This window comes from Streptomyces sp. NPDC058221 (assembly GCF_042882365.1).
In the GTDB taxonomy this organism is placed as follows: Bacteria; Actinomycetota; Actinomycetes; order Streptomycetales; family Streptomycetaceae; genus Streptomyces.
The window spans coordinates 117,169-133,124 of record NZ_JBHVWF010000004.1 but is presented as its reverse complement, the minus strand read 5'-3'; the positions used below and the strand labels follow the sequence as shown (position 1 = coordinate 133,124).

Sequence of the window (15,956 nt, the reverse complement as noted above, 5' to 3'; positions counted from 1 at the left end):
GCGTCCTCTACACGCCTCGCCCCTCCCCTCAAGCCCCTCCGGGGGCGCTGCTTCAAGCACCTGAGCGTCCTCTTCAAGCCTTGAGCGTCCCTTCAAGCCCCTCCGGGGGCGCTGCTTCAAGCACCTGAGCTTCCCTTCACGCCCCTCCGCAGGCCCCATTTCAAGCCCCTCCGGCGATTGAGGAGCGGGGGTCCGGGGGCAGAGCCCCCGTGCCACGCCCCGCGGGCGCCCCGAACCACCGCTCCAGTGCCTGCACCAACGCGTCCCCCGCCGGAAGGCGATCCGCGGCCCAGGCCGTGACCCCGTCCGGCCGCACCAGCAGTCCGGACAGCTCCGGCACCCCGGCGCAGACGACGGTCCGGACGTCCACCCGGTCGCCGTAGCCCTCGGCAAGAGCCCGCAGCTCGGGATCGTCGGCCAGGTCGAGGAGCACGGCGCGCCCGCCGTGAAGGTGGTCCGCGAGCCGGGTGCCGTCGGCGAACTCCAGGTCCGGCGCGCTGCGTCCGACCAGTGAGTGGTCACCCGGCAGGTCGTAGTGCTGCCAGACACCGGAGATCTTCTTGACCAGGTGCGTGGTGCCGTCGACGGTACGCGTCAGATCCGTGAACACCGCGCGCAGCTTGCGCGCGTGCGACTCCGGCCGCATGAGGGCGATCTGGGCGCGCGTCCAGTCCAGCACCCACGCGCCGATCGGATGCCGTTCGCTCGTGTACGAGTCGAGGAGACCGTCCGCTGCCCGTCCCCGCACGACGGCAGCGAGCTTCCAGCCCAGGTTCATCGCGTCCCCGATGCCGAGGTTCAGTCCCTGCCCGCCGAACGGTGAGTGCACATGGGCCGCGTCGCCCGCGAGCAGGACCCGTCCGCACCGGTAGCTCGTGGCCTGACGGCAGTTGTCGGTGAACCGCGTCACCGTGTGCACCTCCGTCACAGTGACGTCCACGCCGGACACCCGGCGCAGGCTGCTCTGCAGCTCCTCGGCGGTGACGGGCTCCGTGCGGTCGACCGGCGGTCCGTCGAACTCGACGGTGAGGACGCGACCGGGCACCGGGCCGTGGACGTACACACCGGTGTCCGTCGCGGTCCAGCCGTTCGCGAGCCCTTCCGCTCCGTCCAGGCCCACCAGGGCCTGGTAGCCGGTGATCTCCGGCGGCGTCCCGGGAAAGTCGAATCCGGCGAGCTTGCGCACGACGCTGCGGCCGCCGTCGCAGCCGACCAACCGGCCCGCGCGTACGGACTCGGGCGCCGAGCCGTCGGCCGGCGCCAGGTGCACGGTCACCCCGTCGTCGTCCTGCTCGAAACCGGTCAGCTCGACTCCCCGACGCAGCTCGACGCCGAGCTCCCCGGCGCGGCCGGCGAGCAGCCGCTCCAGCGAGGACTGCGGTATCAGGCCCACGTCACCTGCCGGACCGACGTCGGCGAAGGCCGGGTCCGCCGTGTCCAACAGGCCCGCATCCAGCGTGATCCCGGCGAAGTGCCCGGCGAACTTCGGGGGCGGCGGGGCGTTCCCGTCCCCGCCGCGCGCCCGCTGGAACTCCCGGAACCGGTCCATCGTCTGCTGCTGGACCTCCACCAGGGCGGGCAGCAGCCCCCGTCGGTCGAGGGCCACAGCTGTGGGGGTATTGATGGCCCCCGCCTTGATGGTCTCGTCCACTTCGGCCAGGCGCTCGACGACCAGCACCCGGGCCACCCCGCCGAGGCGCAGTTCGCAGCCGAGCATCAGGCCGACGGGGCCGGCGCCGGCGACCACCACGTCGTAGTGCGTCATCAGATCCATGACAGATAACTGTAGTCACTAAAAACATGTATTCGCTATAGGTTTCCGGGTAGAGTTTTCGCCATGCCGAAGGAACAGGAAGCACAGGAGGAAGCAGTCGCACTGTCCCTGCGGGAGCGCAAGAAGCGGGCGACGCGGCAGCGGATCTCGGATGTGGCGACAGGGCTGTTCCTCACGAACGGCTTCGACAGCGTGACCGTCGCGGACGTCGCCCGAGCCGCTGAGGTCTCCACCATGACGGTCTTCAACTACTTCCCGCGCAAGGAGGACCTCTTCATCGACCGCATCCCCCAGGCGGTCGAGCTCTTCACCGAGGCCGTACGGCGACGGGAGCCGTCCGAGTCCCCGCCGCAGGCCCTGCGCCGCCTGGTGCTGGAACTCCTCGATCAGCACCACCCGCTGTCCGCGGTGGACGACGACTTCCCCGCCTTCTGGCGGGTCGTCATCGCGTCACCCGCCCTGCGGGCCCGCGCCCGCGAGGGCGTCGAGGAGCTGGAGGAGGCCCTGGCGCGGGCCCTTGCCGAGCCCGGCACGGGATACGCCGCCCCGGCCCTCGCAGCGGCCCTGACCGTCGCCGCCTACCGCTCGGTCTACGTCACCACGGCCCGCCGGCTGCTCGCCGGGGAGTCCGCGGTGGCACTGGCGGACGACCACAGGGCCCGGGTGTGTGCGGCCTTCGACGCACTGGAGGCGGCTCTCGGATAAGGGGGCACCGCACCAGGCGCCGGTCAGCCCAGCCGGCCGGCCCCACTCCCCCTCCGTCACTCACTCAGCCAGGAGACCGGTCACACCCGGATCGGCTCCGGCCCGCGCGCCCCGCCCCGGGACTCCCGCCACGCCCCTCCGCTTGGGCAGCGCGAGAGCGAGGAAGAACGCGACCACCGAGGCTCCGCAGGCGATGAGGAACACGATCCGCATGCCCCCGTCGCTGTAGAAGTCGTAGCCGCCCTCCGCGACCGCGATATGCCCGTTCAGCACGGCGAAGGCGACGGCCGGCAGGATGGCCGCCAGGGTGCTCTGGAACACCTGGACCATGCTCGACATCGACGCCTGCAGCTGGGGCGGCACCACCGCGATGACCAGGTTCGGGGCGGCGGCGTACGAGACCCCGAGCCCGAGGCCCTCGATCAGCGCCCACACCATCAACGGCCCCTGGGAGTCGTGCCGGAGAGCGGTCAGCCCGGTACCCACGACCAGCAGGGCATGGCCGGTGATCATCAGGTTGCGCGGCGCGGTCCTGCGCATGGCCCGCCCCACGAGGTACCCGCCGACCACGGCTCCGGCCGCGACCGGCACCTGGAACAGCGCGTACCCCTTGGCATCGACACCGAAGCCGTACCCGAGGCCCAGCGCGAGCGGCGTCATGCACATCGTCGGCAACAGGGCGTTGAACACACCGGTGTTCGCGGATGCCAGACCGGCGGTGAGCGCGGTGAGAATCATCGGCCGGCGCCGGAAGAAGCGGACGTCGACGATCGGGTCCGGGGTGCGGAGAGCGGAGACGACCCACACACCGGTCAGCACCACGCCCGCCGCCAGGACCCCGAGCGTCGACGCCGAACCCCAGCCCCAGTCGGCGCCGAAGCTGACGCCGATCAGCAGGCACGCCAGGCCCGCGCCCAGCAGCAGCGCGCCGAGGAGGTCGAGCCGGGAGCGATTGCGCACGGGACTCTCGTCCGTGGTCAGCGCCAGCGGGGCGAGCAGCACGGCGGGCACGACGGCGAAGAACCAGAACACGCCGTGGAAGCCCCAGTTGCCCATCAGCCAGCCGGTGATCCAGGGCGCGGGAATGTTGATGAGCCCCATGCCCGCCGTCATCAGCGAGACCGCCATCGGCAGGATCCTGGACGGATACACGTCGCGCATCAGGGAGTACCCGAGGAAGGTGCAGGGCACGAGCAGCCCCTGCAGCGCCCGGCCGGCGATGACCACCCCGAAGTTCGGCGCCACCGCGCTCAGCAGCGCCCCGAGCGTGGCTCCGGCGACGGCGAACAGCAGCACCAGGCGCTTGCCGTACATGTCGGCAAGCTTCCCGGCGACCGGGCTGACCACCGCACCGACCAGCAGGAACGCGGTGAGCAGCCAGGCACTCTGATGGGTGGCGTAGTGCGCGCTGATCTCCGACCGCGCGGTCGACGTCATCTGGAAGTTGGCCGCTATGAGCTCCTGGACGCCGACGATCGAGGCGAAGGAGAGCACGAGGCGTGGCGTCCAGCCACCAGGGATTTCCGACGGACGTGCGGCGCCTGCTGTCACCATGCGGACCGTTCCTCTCGACCAGTACCAAACAATCGTTTGTTTGAGTCGAGAGGTAGCTAACATCCTCACGCCGTGCATGGTCAACGGAAATGATCGAAGTCGCGCGGCAAGGCGGCCCGGGCACCGCGTTCATCCAGGCCGTCAAGGCAGCCTCAGCCGGACGAAAAGGGGCGCACCCGGAAACAACCGGGTACGCCCCTCACCACGTAGCGCGCGGACGCGCGGACGTCAGCGGTCGAACTTCTCGCGAAGGTCGTCCGCCGCACCCTGGGCCTTGTCACGACCCTGCTCAGACGCGTCCGAGGCCCGCTCGGACGTGTCCTGCGACCGCTCCTGGCCCTCGCCCTTGTTGTCCTTCATCTTCTTCTGCGCCTGGTCGGCGAGGTCCTGAGCCTTGTCCTTGAACTGGTCGGCGATGCCCATGCTGTTCACTCCTCGTGGGGTGCGTGGGGATGGCCCCGGAAGGGCCTCGACCAGACTTACACGACCGGGCATTCAACGCATTTCGATCATTCACGCTGGGTGCGCGCAGCACGTTCGTCCTGGTCAGCGGCGCCTCCCGCGCCGACCAGCCCCTTGCTGACGCCCTCCAGCCGCGGGCCGAAGCGCTGCATCTCCCGCTGGCCGACGACGCCGATCAGCGTCGGCAGGTAGCCCCGCACCGACTGCATTCCGCGCAGCCACCACTGGGCGTACACATGCGCGGAGCGCCGCTCGATACCGGCCACTATCCGGTCGACGGCCGGGCCGAGCGGGTACGTCCGGTTCGACGGCCAGGGCAGCCGCTGCCGCAGCTCCCGCATCACGTCGTCCTCATCGGCGCCGCGCACCATGTCCGTGTCGGTCCAGGACAGGTAGCCGACCCCGACCTTCACCCCGCGGTAGCCGACCTCGGCCCGCAGGCTGTGGGCGAACGCCTCGACACCCGACTTCGACGCGCAGTACGCGCTCATCATCGGCGCCGGGGTGATCGCGGCGAGCGAGGCGATCTGGAGGAAGTAGCCGCGGCTCTCCATCAGGACCGGCAGGAACGCCCGGCCCGTCACCGCGCCACCGATCAGGTTGACCTCGATGACCCGCCGCCAGGCGACCGGATCGGAGTCGATGAACGGGCCGCCCGATGCGACACCCGCGTTGGCGACGACGACGTCGACCTTGCCGAACCGCTCCTTGACCTCCTGCGCGACCCGCGCCATCGCCTCGTGGTCGGTGACGTCCGCGTACCAGTGGTCGCTCTCCGCGTGCAGCCGCTCCGAGACCATCTTCAGCTCGTCCGGCTCCAGGCCGACCAGCGCCAGTTTCGCGCCGCGCGCCGAGAGCTTGCGGGCCAGCAGCTCGCCCACACCGCGCGCCGCGCCCGTGACGACGACGACCTGTCCTTCGAGACTGCGCCTGCCGCTCATGCGACCTCCTCCTTGCCATCGACATCAGCCGTACCCCGCAACGGGAGGTACGTGGTCACCAGTTCCCGGATCCGTGCGGTGACCGCCTCCGGCGCCTCCACCGGCGTCATGTGGCCCAGGCCCGCCAGCTCGGTCAGCCCGAGGCAGTCGGGCAGCGCCGCCGCGACGGCGCGGGCGTGGACCGGCGGCGTCAGCCGGTCCTCCGTGCCCGCGATCACCGCGGTGGGCACCCGCAGCTCCCGTACGCCCTCGTCGAGATCAAGGTCCGCGAGGACGTGACCCCAGGCGACCCGCGCACCCCGGGGGCAGGCGTGCACGATCCGGGCGCAGGCGTCGACCCGGTCCGGGGCCGAACCCGCCCCCATCGTCCCGTACTTGAGGATGCGACGGGAGACCGGGGTGACCGGCCCGAGCGGCGCCCGCGCACCGAGGATCGCACGGGTCATCCTGGTGCGTACCGCACCGGCCCGCATCGGCACGACCAGCGATTCGGCGATCAGCCGGGAGCTGCCGGTGCTGCACAGCAGTACGGCGGCGGCGTGCTCACGCAGTCCGGCCCGCCGCGAGGCGGCCATCATCGTCATGCCGCCCATGGAGTGGCCCACGAGTACGGCCTTCTCCCCCGGTTCCAGCGTGGCGGCGAGCACCGCTTCGAGGTCGTCGGCGAGGGCGTCGGTGCTGTATCCGTCCGGCCCGGCCGCGGGCGAGGTGCCGTGGCCGCGCTGGTCGTAGGCGACGACCCGGTGGTCGACGGCCAGGTCCCGGATCTGCGCGTCCCAGAAGCCGGTGTTGCAGGTCCAGCCGTGGGACAGGACCACCGCGGGGGCGCCCTCCTGCCCGTGCACCTCGACATGGAGGCGGGAGCCGTCGGCGGAGACGGCCATGAGTTCGCGCGCGGGCACCGGCCGGGGGTGCGCGCTGCGCGGCGGCCGGCTCATCCCGCCACCTCCTCGGCGACGGCCTGCTTCGCGTCCCGAGGCGCAGGCACCCGGACGACCTGGTACTCCGCGATGTCGACCGTCCGTGTCACTTTGCGGAACTCGGCGGTGGTGCCCGGCCAGGCGGTGGTGTTGCGGCCGTTGGCGTCCAGGTACCAGCTGTTGCAACCGCCGGTGTTCCACACCGTGCGCTTCATCCGCTCCTGGACGCGGCGGTTCCAGGACCCGACGGACGAGGGGCGGGCGTCGAGTGCGACGCGGCCGCCCAGCACGTTCAACTGACGCAGATAGTCGGCCATGTAGTTCAGCTGGGACTCGATCATCAGGATCATCGAGGAGTTCCCCAGGCCCGTATTGGGGCCGATGATCGTCATCCAGTTGGGGAAGCCGGCCGCGCTCGCACCGCGCAGCGCCTCCATGCCGTCCTTCCAGGCCTCGGCGAGTGTGATGCCGTCCGCGCCCACCACCCGGTCGGCGATCGGCATGTCCGTCACATGGAAGCCGGTGCCGAAGATGATCGCGTCGACCTCGGCCTGCGTACCGTCGGAGGCGACGAGCGTGGAGCCGCGCACCTCGCTGAGACCGGAGGCGACCACATCCACATTGGGCTGCGCGAGCGCCGGGTAGTAGGCGCTGGAAAGCAGGATGCGCTTGCAGCCGATGCGGTACGAGGGGGTCAGCTTGGCGCGGAGCGCCGGGTCCTTGATCGACCGGGCCATGTTGGCCTTGCCGATCCGCTCGATCAGGCCCAGCTGGTCCGGGTGCTTGGTGAAGGCGCCGACCTGCAGCTCCCTGATGCCCCAGAGCAGTCCGCGGCGCGCGGTGCCGGTGAAGGGGAGCGTGCGGTGCAGCCAGCGCTCGGCGCCGCTGATGGCGCGGTCCATCCGCGGCATGACCCACGGCGGGGTGCGCTGGAACAGCGTGAGCTTCCCGGCCTTCGGCTGGATCGACGGCACGATCTGGATCGCGGAGGCGCCGGTGCCGATCATCGCGACGCGCTTGCCGGTCAGATCGGCGTCGTGGTCCCAGCGGGCGGAGTGGAAGACCTTGCCGGGGAAGTCGGCGAGCCCGGGGATGTCCGGCATCTTCGGGTCGGAGAGCGGACCGGTCGCGGAGACGACGACATCGGCGACGACCGTGGTGCCGTCGGCACTCTCGATGACCCAGTTCAGCTCGTCACCGTCCCAGCGCATCATCGTCACCTCATGGTTGAGCCTGAGGTGCGGGCGCAGCCCGAAGGTGTCCGCGACATGCTCCAGGTAGGCGCGTATGTGCTCCTGCCCTGAGAAGGTGCGCGGCCACTCCGGGTTGGGTGCGAACGAGAACGAGTAGAGGTGGGACGGTACGTCGCAGGCGCAGCCGGGATAGCTGTTGTCGCGCCAGGTACCACCGACCGAACCCGCGCGTTCCAGGATCACGAAATCGGTGATGCCTTCGCGGCGCAGCCGGACAGCGGCCCCGAGGCCCCCGAATCCGGATCCGATCACCGCCACTCGTACGTGCTCGTGCTGGGCCATGCTGCCGCCTCCCGCGGTACGTCACACGACTCTGCCAGCAATCACTGGCATTGTTGGGAGACTAGAACAGCTCCGTACCGATGGGTAGGGGTACGGCGAGGGAAAGTTACCGGCGGTACAACATGCGGCCTCCACACAGGGCAGGCCGGTAGGGTGCGGGGGTGGCCGAAGGACGCGAGCACCGCGAATACCGCATGGAGGAGCTGGCCAAGGAGGCCGGCATCCCCGTACGGACCCTGCGCTTCTACCGGGAACGCGGTCTGATCTCGCCGCCGCGCCGCGAGGGCCGCATCGCCTGGTACGACGACCATCACCTGGCCCGACTGCGCACCATCACGGGCCTGCTGGAGCGCGGCCACACCCTGACCGGCATCGCCGACCTCGCCCGCACCTTCGAGAGCGGCCGCGATGTCGCGGAGGTGCTGGGCCTGGGCGAACCGAGCGAGGAGACCCCTGTCCGGCTCACCCCCGAACAGCTGGCCGACTTCTTCGAGGGCGAGTCCACCCCGGAGAACCTGGCGGCCGCCATGGAGCTGGGCTACCTCGGCACGGACGGCGACGAGATCGTGCACATCAGCCGCCGCCTCCTGGAGGTGTCCGCCGAGCTGGTGCGCGAGGGCGTCCCGCTCGCCACGGTCCTCGCCTCGGGCCGCCGGGTCCGCGAGCACGCGGACGCCCTGGCCGACCTCTTCGTCACCACCCTGCGCGAGCACAGCACGGAGGCGGAACCGCCCCAACTGCGCCCGCTGGCACGCGCGGTGGTGGACGCGGAACTCTCCATGGCCCTGGACCGCCGGCTGCGCCGCGACGCGGAGGCGCCGAAGCCGCCGGCGGGATAGGGCCGCCCGACGGATCGCGACCGGGACAGCGCCCGCCCTGATCCGTGGAGGCAGCCCCGCCCCTACTGCTCGTACACCACCGTCACCGGCGCGTGGTCGCTCCACCGCTCATCGTGCGTGGCGGCCCGCTCGACCCACGCCTTCACCGCACGCGCGGCCAGCCCGGCGGTCGCCACCTGGTAGTCGATGCGCCAGCCCGTGTCGTTGTCGAAGGCGCGGCCCCGGTAGGACCACCACGAGTACGGCCCCTCGACATCCGGGTGCAGACCCCGTACGACATCGACGTACGCGGCCTCCTCGAAGACCCGGGTCAGCCACTCCCGCTCCTCGGGGAGGAAGCCGGAGTTCTTCTTGTTGCCCTTCCAGTTCTTGAGGTCCGCCTCCTGGTGGGCGATGTTCCAGTCACCGCAGACCACCACCTCACGGCCGTCGGCGGCGGCCCGTGCCTTCAGCCCGGCCAGATAGGGCAGGAAGGCCGCCATGAAGCGCTCCTTCTCCTCCTGCTTCTCGGTACCGACCTCACCGGAGGGCAGATACAGACTCGCGACGGTGACGCCCGGCAGGTCGATCTCGACATACCGGCCGCTCGCGTCGAACTCCTCGCCGCCGGCGTCACCGAAGCCGCCGAAGCCGATCTGCACCCGCTCGGGCGCCCGGCGGGAGTAGAGCGAGACACCGGCCCGGCCCTTGGCGGCAGCGGGCGCGTGGACGGTGTGCCACCCCTCGGGCTCACGCACCTCATCGGGCAGCTGCTGCGGCTCGGCCCGCACTTCCTGGAGACAGATCACATCGGCGTCGGTCTGCGCCAGCCACTCGACGAAACCCTTCTTGGCGGCGGCGCGGAGACCGTTTACATTCACAGAGGTCACAGTGAGCATCCCGGCACGATACCGACATCCGGGTTCCGCATACATGTACCATCGATCGCATGAATATCCACACCCGGGCCTTCGACCACCCCGACGCCGCCAGACTCAACGATCGTGTGCAGCTCGAATACGCAGAGCGCTACGGGGACGAGGGCGATGTCACACCGCTGGACGCCACGATGTTCGACCCGCCGCGCGGCCGGTATCTGATCGCCTACGACCCGTCGGACAGCTCGGTCGCCACCGGCGGCTGGCGCTCGCAGGAGCGCAACGCCGAGGGGTACTCGGACGGTGACGCCGAGCTGAAGCGGATGTACGTGATACCCGAGGGACGCGGGCAGGGCCTGGCCCGCCGCATCCTGGCCGCCCTGGAGGACGACGCCCGCGCGGCCGGCCGCGTCCGCATGGTCCTGGAGACCGGCGACCAGCAGCCCGAGGCGATTGCCCTGTACCTCTCCAGCGGCTACACGCCCTGCGAGAAGTTCGGCCACTACCGCACGTACGAGAACAGCCTCTGCTTCGCCAAGCCCCTGCGGGACGGGACGGCCTGAGGCCTCCCGGTTACGGCCCGAGGCCTCCTCCCGGCTACCGGACCCGCCCGACGCCCACATAGAACCCGCTGCGCTCGACAACGGGCGCCGGCCCCTCCCGGTACCACTCGGTCGCGGGGACGAGCCCCGGCTCGACGAGCTCCAGCCCCTCGAAGAACGGCTCCACCTCGGCGCGCGTACGCATCCGCAGCGCGATGGCGCCCTTCTTGTACGCCGTCTCGGTCTCCTGCTTCAGCTCCGGATGCTGGTCGGCCGTACCGTGCGAGAGAACCAGGTAACTGCCCGTGGGCAGCGCGTCGACCAGCGTGCGGGCGATGCCGTACGGGTCCTGGTCGTCCGGCAGGAAGTGCATCAGCGCGATCAGCGACAGGGCGATGGGCCGGTCGAAGTCCAGCAGCTCCCTGGCCCGTTCGAGAATCGCCTCCGGCTCCCGCACATCGGCATGGAGGTAGTCGGTGGCCCCCTCGGGCCTGCTGATGAGCAGCGCCTCCGCGTGACGCAGCACGATCGGGTCGTTGTCCGCGTACACGATCCGGGCCGTGGGCGTGATCGCCTGGACGATCTGGTGGAGATTCGGCTCCGTGGGGATCCCGGTCCCGATGTCGAGGAACTGGTCGACCCCGCCGCGCGCCAGCCAGGCCGACGCCCGGTGCATGAACGCCCGGTTGCGCGCCGCGTTGCCCCGCGCCTCCTCCGGCAGCGTCTCCGCCACCTGCTGATCGACCGGATAGTTGTCCTTGCCGCCCAGCAGCCAGTCGTAGACCCGCGCGGGGTGAGGCTTGCTGGTGTCGATCGGGGGGTTGGGTATGCCTGCGGTCACAGGACGCTCCTCTGTGCGCACAACTTCGCTAGCGGGTAAACGCGTTGAGCCTATGCGACGGGGACCGGCCCCCGGCAGCCGCCCGGTTCGCCCCGTCGATGGTTTGAGGCGATGGGTTGTGGCGTCGCTCAGGCCGGCTTGTCGTCGACTCCTGCGGTGAAGTCGAGGACAGCGGCCGCGAGTGCTTCCGGAGCTTCCTGCGCGATGAGGTGGCCGACCCCTTCAAGGTGTACCGCGGTGAACTCGCCGGCGGACACCTGACGGAAGGTCCTCTCGGTGATTCCGTGGCCGCCGCCCTCAACGGTGAGTACCGGCACGGTGATCGGGTGCGACTCGGCGAGAGCCCTGGTGGCGCCCCCGTCGGAGAAGACGCCTCGGTAGAGCCCCTCCGTACCCCGCCAGGCGTTCGGGCGCGCGTAGGTCCGTACGAACTCGTCGACATCACTGTCCCCCACCGAACCCTCCGTCCCGTTCATCAGCGGGAAGGCCCAGTCGGCCAGGAGCTCGCGCTCATGGCCCGGAAGGAGCATTCCGGGGATGCCCGGAGCGCCGAGGAATCCGACGTGCCAGGAACCGTGGTTGTTCACGTCGGCGAGGGCCTCCAACCCGAAACCGGCCAGGGCCGTCTCGATTCCGGTGAAGCTGATGACGTTTTCGGGGCGCGTCGCCGCGAACCGGAAGCCCGCGCCACCGCTGATGTCCTGGCAAAGGAGGTGAACGGGACCCGCGCCGATGTGCTCGACGAGATGGTGCAGGTCCTCCGCTGTCACCGCCTCGCCGTAGTCGGTGTCGGCGTTGCTCGAGTCGCCGAACCCGCGAAGGTCGAGGGCGAAGACCCGGTGCGTCCGCGCGAGCAGCGGAATCAGCTTGCGGAACGCCCACCACGTCTCCGGCCAGCCGTGCACCAGCAGGATCGGAGAGCCCGTGGTGCCGGCGGAGACGTAGTGCAGTTGCGTTCCGTTGACGTCGGCGAGGTGATGGGTGACGCCGGGAAGGGTCGCGCCGGAAGGCGTGGTGGTGGTCATGAGAAGCTCCCACATAGGCAACCTGGTTGCCAATGAAGATAGGCAACCAGGTTGCCCTTGTCAAAGGTGACCGTATGCTGGCCGCATGTCCAGATCAGGCGCCGATCTTGCGCTGCTCCTGCTCGCCGGCTTCCGCACCCTGGCGGACCGAGCCACCACCGAGCTCGCCGAGCGCGGGCACGAGGACGTACGGACGGTGCACGACTTCGCCCTCCACTCGATCCTGTCCGGCGCCGACAGCGCCGCCGAGCTCGCCCGCAGAATGTCGGTGACGAGGCAGGCGGCCGCGAAGACGATCGCCGTACTGGAGGAACGCGATTACGTAGCGCGCCAGGCCGACCCGGCCGACCGTAGGCGGACGCGGCTTCGCGTCACAGAACGCGGACTCGCACTGCTGGGACAGGGCGAAGCGATCTTCGACGAGTTGCGCGAGCAGTGGGAGGAACAGGTGGGTACGGAGTCGCTCGCCGTACTCGAGGACGCGCTCCGGTCGCTCGTCGGCGACCATGCGATCCGGCTCGACTCCCCGGGCTGGATCGCCCGCGACCCCGACGCGCAGTAGGCCTGGCGATGTTCACGGAGTGACGGCACGCAGGAATGGGTGCGGGGAGCGGACGTGACGGTACATCCGGCCGAGACCACCGGCCCCGCTCCCCGGCCGCGGTGCACGGCTGCGGCACGGCCGGAGCGGCTGACGACGCCAAAGAGCCCCCACCGGGTTTCCCCGGCAGGGGCTCTGAGTTGCGATGCGGTGGACCTGTGGGGATTTGAACCCCAGACCCCCTCGATGCGAACGAGGTGCGCTACCAGACTGCGCCACAGGCCCTTGCAACGAGTGAAACTTTAGCACCCTCACCGGGGTGGTCGGAAATCCGTTCCGCGCTGGTCAGCCGAGTCGGCGTCGCGGCGCGGGGCGGAGGCCTCACTCGTTGGCCGCGCGGGGCCGGTCGTCCTCGTCGTACTGGTCGAAGAGGGGGGTCCGGCCCCGGTCGCGGGAGCGGCGGGACTGGCTGGTGCGCTGGCGCGGCGCGGGATCCACGGAGGGCGCGGCGGCCTGCGGGGCGCCCGGCTGGCTGGGCTCGGCGGTGCTGGAGCGGGCCGCGCTCCAGGTCTCCGGATTGCCCACCTCGACGCCGCCCGTGGCGCGCGGGGCGACCGGGGCGGTGACATAGGTCGGCAGCGGGACCGGGACCGGCTCCCAGCTGTCGCCCTGGACCCGGCCGCGCTCACGCTGCTGGTCCACCCACTCCGCGTGGTCCGTCTGCTCGACCAGGGCACGGCGGCCGGCCTCCTGCGGAGAGACCGTGGGGGTCGGCTCGGGGACGGGGTGGCGCGCTTCGGGATCCTCGTCCGGCTCGGCGGGTGCCGTCGCGGCCGGCTGGTGCCTGCGCGGGCGGTTCTCGCGGAGCCGCTGCGCCGCCACCTCGGCCCGTCGCCGGTCCATGGTGAAGGCGAACCTGCGCCGCTCCTGGGCCCGCAGATGCACGATGTACGTGCTGAGCAGCACCGCGGGGACCGCGGGTGCCCACAGGAACCGCAGGCCGCCGACCGCCGCGACGACCGCGCCGAGCGTGAAGGCGAGGAAGAGGACGACGGTGGTGCGCCGGCGGCGCGCGAGGACCTGGGTGCGCTGCGCACGCCGGGCCCGTTCGGCGTCGATCCCGCCGGGGCGCGGGCGCCGGGCGGGTGCGGGGTCGGAGGGGGCCGCGGACCGTTCCCTGGCCGGGCGTCCCTTCGGTGCGCGCTCCGGCGTACGGGCCGGGTCGTGAACCCGGGCCTCGGTATGCGCCGGAGGCGCGGAGAAGTTCCGGACGTCGACGGAATCCATTCGATCCGTGCTCACGTCCGGTTCGGCGTCGGGCGCCGCCTCATCGTCGGTGCGCTCCTGGAGCCCCTTGGCATACCGGCGCTCCATCGCCGCCCTTCCGGACAGCAGCCGGATGGCGGTGCTGAAGCGTTCCGTCGGACGGGCTTCGTTGAGCTCGTCCTGCCTGCGGAGCCACATCGGCACCAAGTAGGCGGCCCAGGCCCCGACGATGACTGCGTAGATGAGGCCGCTGCTGCTCACATCTCACACCGTAGAGGGGTTTGCATGGAGGCATCCGCCAATTGGCGCGGTGTGTCGCACGATCCGGCTGATATCACGGACTTTTTTTGTGATTGTTCGGATCAACAGTCGGCGTTTGCGCGTTCGTTAGCGGTCAAACGGTGATCAATTTCGAACACTTATTTTATTTAGTGCGATGTTCGGGGTGGCTCCTGCCGGGCCCGCTGCCACCTCCGGAGCAGCCCGTCGGGCACCTCGTCGGAGGTGAGCGCGTAGATCAGATGGTCCCGCCAGGCGCCGTCGATGTGCAGATAGCGGGGGCGGATCCCTTCCTCACGGAATCCGAGCTTTTCCACGACCCGCCGGCTGGGCCCGTTCTCCGGGCGAATGCACACCTCGATCCGGTGCAGCCCGACCGTGCGGAAACAGTGGTCGACGGCGAGGGCGACCGCGGTCGGCATCACACCGCGGCCGGCCACTTCCTGGTCCACCCAGTAACCGACATGGCCCGAGCACATCGAGCCCCAGGTGATTCCGGCGACGGTCAGCTGACCGACCAGCCGGCCCTGGTACTCGATCGCGAAGGGCAGCATCCGGCCGGCGTGGGCCTCGGCCCGCAGATGGCGGATCATCTGCCGGTACGTGGGGCGCTGGGCCACCGGACCGCCGGGGGCCGGCGGCGGCACGGTCGCCTCCCAGGGGCGCAGCCAGTCCCGGTTGCGCCGGTTGACCTCGCGCCACATGTTCTGGTCGCGCAGCTTTATCGGCCGGAGGGTGACATCGCCGTCCACCAGGGTCACCGGCCAGGTCGGCACGTTCAGCTCGGGCTCCCGGGTCGGGGGTGATCGCCGCCGCGGAGCTGGTCGACGGCGTGCACCAGGAGTCGGGTCAGGACGGCGAGCCCGTCGCGCACCCCGCCGGTGGATCCGGGCAGGTTCACCACGAGGGTGCGGCCGGCCACGCCCGCCAGACCGCGCGAGAGCGCGGCCGCGGGGACCTTGTCCCGGCCCTCGGCACGGATCGCCTCGGGGATGCCGGGGACCTCGTGGTCCAGGACCCGGCGGGTCGCCTCGGGGGTGCGGTCGGTGGGCGAGATGCCCGTGCCGCCGGTGGTCACGATGACGTCGTACGCGGCGGCCACCCCGGCGCGCAGCGCCTGCTCGACCGGGTCGCCGTCGGGGACGACCTGCGGCCCGTCGACGGTGAAGCCGAGCCCGCTCAGGGCCTCGGCGATCAGCGGGCCGCCCTTGTCGGCGTAGACCCCGGCGGCGGCGCGGTTCGACGCGGTCACCACCAGGGCGCGGTAGGCGGACGGCGGCGTCGCGGGCGCGGCCGTGTGTCCCGGCGTCGTCATGCGTTCCGGCGCGGTCATGCGTCCGCTCCGCCGGGATCGGTGCGCCGGTAGTCGCCGGACTTGCCGCCCGACTTCGCCTCGACCCGGACATCGGTGATGACCGCGGCCTTGTCGACCGCCTTGACCATGTCGATGACGGTGAGCGCCGCGACCGACACCGCGGTCAGGGCCTCCATCTCGACGCCCGTGCGGTCCGTCGTCCGCACGGTGGCCACGATCTCCACCGCGTCGTCCGCCACGGACAGGTCGACCGTGACGCCGGAGACCGCGAGCGGGTGACAGAGGGGGATCAGGTCGGGGGTGCGCTTGGCCCCCATGATCCCGGCGATACGGGCGGTGGCGAGGGCGTCCCCCTTGGGAACCCCTTCACCCCGGAGCAGTTCGATGACGCGCGGCGAGACGAGGACCCGCCCGGCGGCACGGGCGACGCGCGCGGTGACGTCCTTCTCGGAGACGTCGACCATGCGGGCGGCGCCCGCCTCGTCGATATGCGTCAGCCTGTTCTGCGTACTCAACTAACTCCGCCTAGCGGTAGGGCGCCGGTTGCCCCTGTGCCGCAC

17 protein-coding genes and 1 tRNA gene are annotated in these 15,956 nt (G+C 70.9%); 4 read left to right on the top strand and 14 right to left on the bottom strand.

Translation table 11 applies throughout. The features are described 5' to 3' along the window. Positions 1-160: 160 nt before the first annotated feature. Entirely contained in the window at positions 161-1,765 is a 1,605-nt protein-coding gene (locus ACFVW8_RS03070; protein WP_389685816.1) for an FAD-dependent monooxygenase, read from the bottom strand. Between the two features lie 72 nt (positions 1,766-1,837). Between ACFVW8_RS03070 and ACFVW8_RS03065 the strand changes: the two genes are divergently transcribed. Then, positions 1,838-2,479: a TetR/AcrR family transcriptional regulator gene (locus tag ACFVW8_RS03065; protein WP_389685803.1), complete on the top strand. Its 642-nt coding sequence runs from the start codon at positions 1,838-1,840 to the stop codon at positions 2,477-2,479. A gap of 60 nt (positions 2,480-2,539) precedes the next feature. Here ACFVW8_RS03065 and ACFVW8_RS03060 read toward each other — a convergent pair whose 3' ends face one another. The 5 genes from ACFVW8_RS03060 to ACFVW8_RS03040 form a co-directional block, all read right to left on the bottom strand. After that, on the bottom strand, positions 2,540-4,033 hold the full coding sequence (locus ACFVW8_RS03060; protein WP_389685802.1) for an MFS transporter: 1,494 nt from the start codon (positions 4,031-4,033) through the stop codon (positions 2,540-2,542). A 228-nt stretch (positions 4,034-4,261) separates the two neighbouring features. After that, positions 4,262-4,456, bottom strand: coding sequence for a hypothetical protein (locus ACFVW8_RS03055; protein ID WP_389685801.1), 195 nt, complete (start codon positions 4,454-4,456; stop codon positions 4,262-4,264). Between the two features lie 86 nt (positions 4,457-4,542). Beyond that, entirely contained in the window at positions 4,543-5,436 is an 894-nt protein-coding gene (locus ACFVW8_RS03050) for an SDR family oxidoreductase (RefSeq protein ID WP_389685800.1), read from the bottom strand. Beyond that, on the bottom strand, positions 5,433-6,374 hold the full coding sequence (locus ACFVW8_RS03045) for an alpha/beta fold hydrolase (protein WP_389685799.1): 942 nt from the start codon (positions 6,372-6,374) through the stop codon (positions 5,433-5,435). Before ACFVW8_RS03045 ends, ACFVW8_RS03050 begins: the two co-directional genes overlap by 4 nt. Further along, positions 6,371-7,891 (bottom strand): flavin-containing monooxygenase, encoded by a 1,521-nt coding sequence (locus ACFVW8_RS03040; protein ID WP_389685798.1) that lies wholly within the window; start codon positions 7,889-7,891, stop codon positions 6,371-6,373. Before ACFVW8_RS03040 ends, ACFVW8_RS03045 begins: the two co-directional genes overlap by 4 nt. 194 nt (positions 7,892-8,085) lie before the next feature. On the opposite strand from ACFVW8_RS03040, the gene ACFVW8_RS03035 reads away from it, so the two are divergent. Beyond that, complete coding sequence (locus ACFVW8_RS03035) at positions 8,086-8,730, top strand: MerR family transcriptional regulator (RefSeq protein ID WP_389685815.1); 645 nt, start codon at positions 8,086-8,088, stop codon at positions 8,728-8,730. A 62-nt stretch (positions 8,731-8,792) separates the two neighbouring features. Here ACFVW8_RS03035 and ACFVW8_RS03030 read toward each other — a convergent pair whose 3' ends face one another. Then, the gene (locus ACFVW8_RS03030) at positions 8,793-9,608 is read right to left on the bottom strand and encodes an exodeoxyribonuclease III (protein WP_389685797.1); all 816 of its coding nucleotides are present in this window, start codon (positions 9,606-9,608) and stop codon (positions 8,793-8,795) included. A gap of 50 nt (positions 9,609-9,658) precedes the next feature. Here ACFVW8_RS03030 and ACFVW8_RS03025 point away from each other — a divergent pair, with 50 nt between their 5' ends. Then, positions 9,659-10,150, top strand: coding sequence for a GNAT family N-acetyltransferase (locus ACFVW8_RS03025; protein ID WP_389685796.1), 492 nt, complete (start codon positions 9,659-9,661; stop codon positions 10,148-10,150). 34 nt (positions 10,151-10,184) lie between these two features. On the opposite strand, the gene ACFVW8_RS03020 is transcribed toward ACFVW8_RS03025, so the two are convergent. Together ACFVW8_RS03020 and ACFVW8_RS03015 are read right to left on the bottom strand one after the other, a co-directional pair. Continuing rightward, positions 10,185-10,970 (bottom strand): SAM-dependent methyltransferase, encoded by a 786-nt coding sequence (locus tag ACFVW8_RS03020; protein ID WP_389685795.1) that lies wholly within the window; start codon positions 10,968-10,970, stop codon positions 10,185-10,187. Positions 10,971-11,098: 128 nt separating this feature from the next. After that, a complete protein-coding gene (locus tag ACFVW8_RS03015; RefSeq protein ID WP_389685794.1) occupies positions 11,099-11,995 on the bottom strand; it encodes an alpha/beta fold hydrolase in 897 nt (298 codons plus the stop codon). 85 nt (positions 11,996-12,080) lie between these two features. Here ACFVW8_RS03015 and ACFVW8_RS03010 point away from each other — a divergent pair, with 85 nt between their 5' ends. Then, a complete protein-coding gene (locus ACFVW8_RS03010) occupies positions 12,081-12,557 on the top strand; it encodes a MarR family winged helix-turn-helix transcriptional regulator (RefSeq protein ID WP_389685793.1) in 477 nt (158 codons plus the stop codon). 190 nt (positions 12,558-12,747) lie between these two features. Here the strand turns inward: ACFVW8_RS03010 and ACFVW8_RS03005 are convergent. The 5 genes from ACFVW8_RS03005 to moaC form a co-directional block, all read right to left on the bottom strand. Next, positions 12,748-12,821: transfer RNA gene (locus ACFVW8_RS03005), tRNA-Ala, on the bottom strand. 96 nt (positions 12,822-12,917) lie between these two features. After that, on the bottom strand, positions 12,918-14,063 hold the full coding sequence (glpR, locus tag ACFVW8_RS03000) for a gephyrin-like molybdotransferase receptor GlpR (protein ID WP_389685792.1): 1,146 nt from the start codon (positions 14,061-14,063) through the stop codon (positions 12,918-12,920). A gap of 167 nt (positions 14,064-14,230) precedes the next feature. Then, positions 14,231-14,842 carry a GNAT family N-acetyltransferase gene (locus ACFVW8_RS02995; protein WP_389685814.1) on the bottom strand — a complete coding sequence of 204 codons (612 nt, stop codon included), beginning with the start codon at positions 14,840-14,842 and terminating at the stop codon, positions 14,231-14,233. A 17-nt stretch (positions 14,843-14,859) separates the two neighbouring features. Beyond that, on the bottom strand, positions 14,860-15,414 hold the full coding sequence (locus ACFVW8_RS02990) for a molybdenum cofactor biosynthesis protein B (protein ID WP_389685791.1): 555 nt from the start codon (positions 15,412-15,414) through the stop codon (positions 14,860-14,862). Beyond that, positions 15,411-15,911, bottom strand: a complete 501-nt coding sequence (moaC, locus tag ACFVW8_RS02985; RefSeq protein WP_389685790.1) for a cyclic pyranopterin monophosphate synthase MoaC — start codon at positions 15,909-15,911, stop codon at positions 15,411-15,413. The genes ACFVW8_RS02990 and moaC overlap by 4 nt, the downstream gene beginning before the upstream one ends. Between the last annotated feature and the right edge of the window lie 45 nt (positions 15,912-15,956).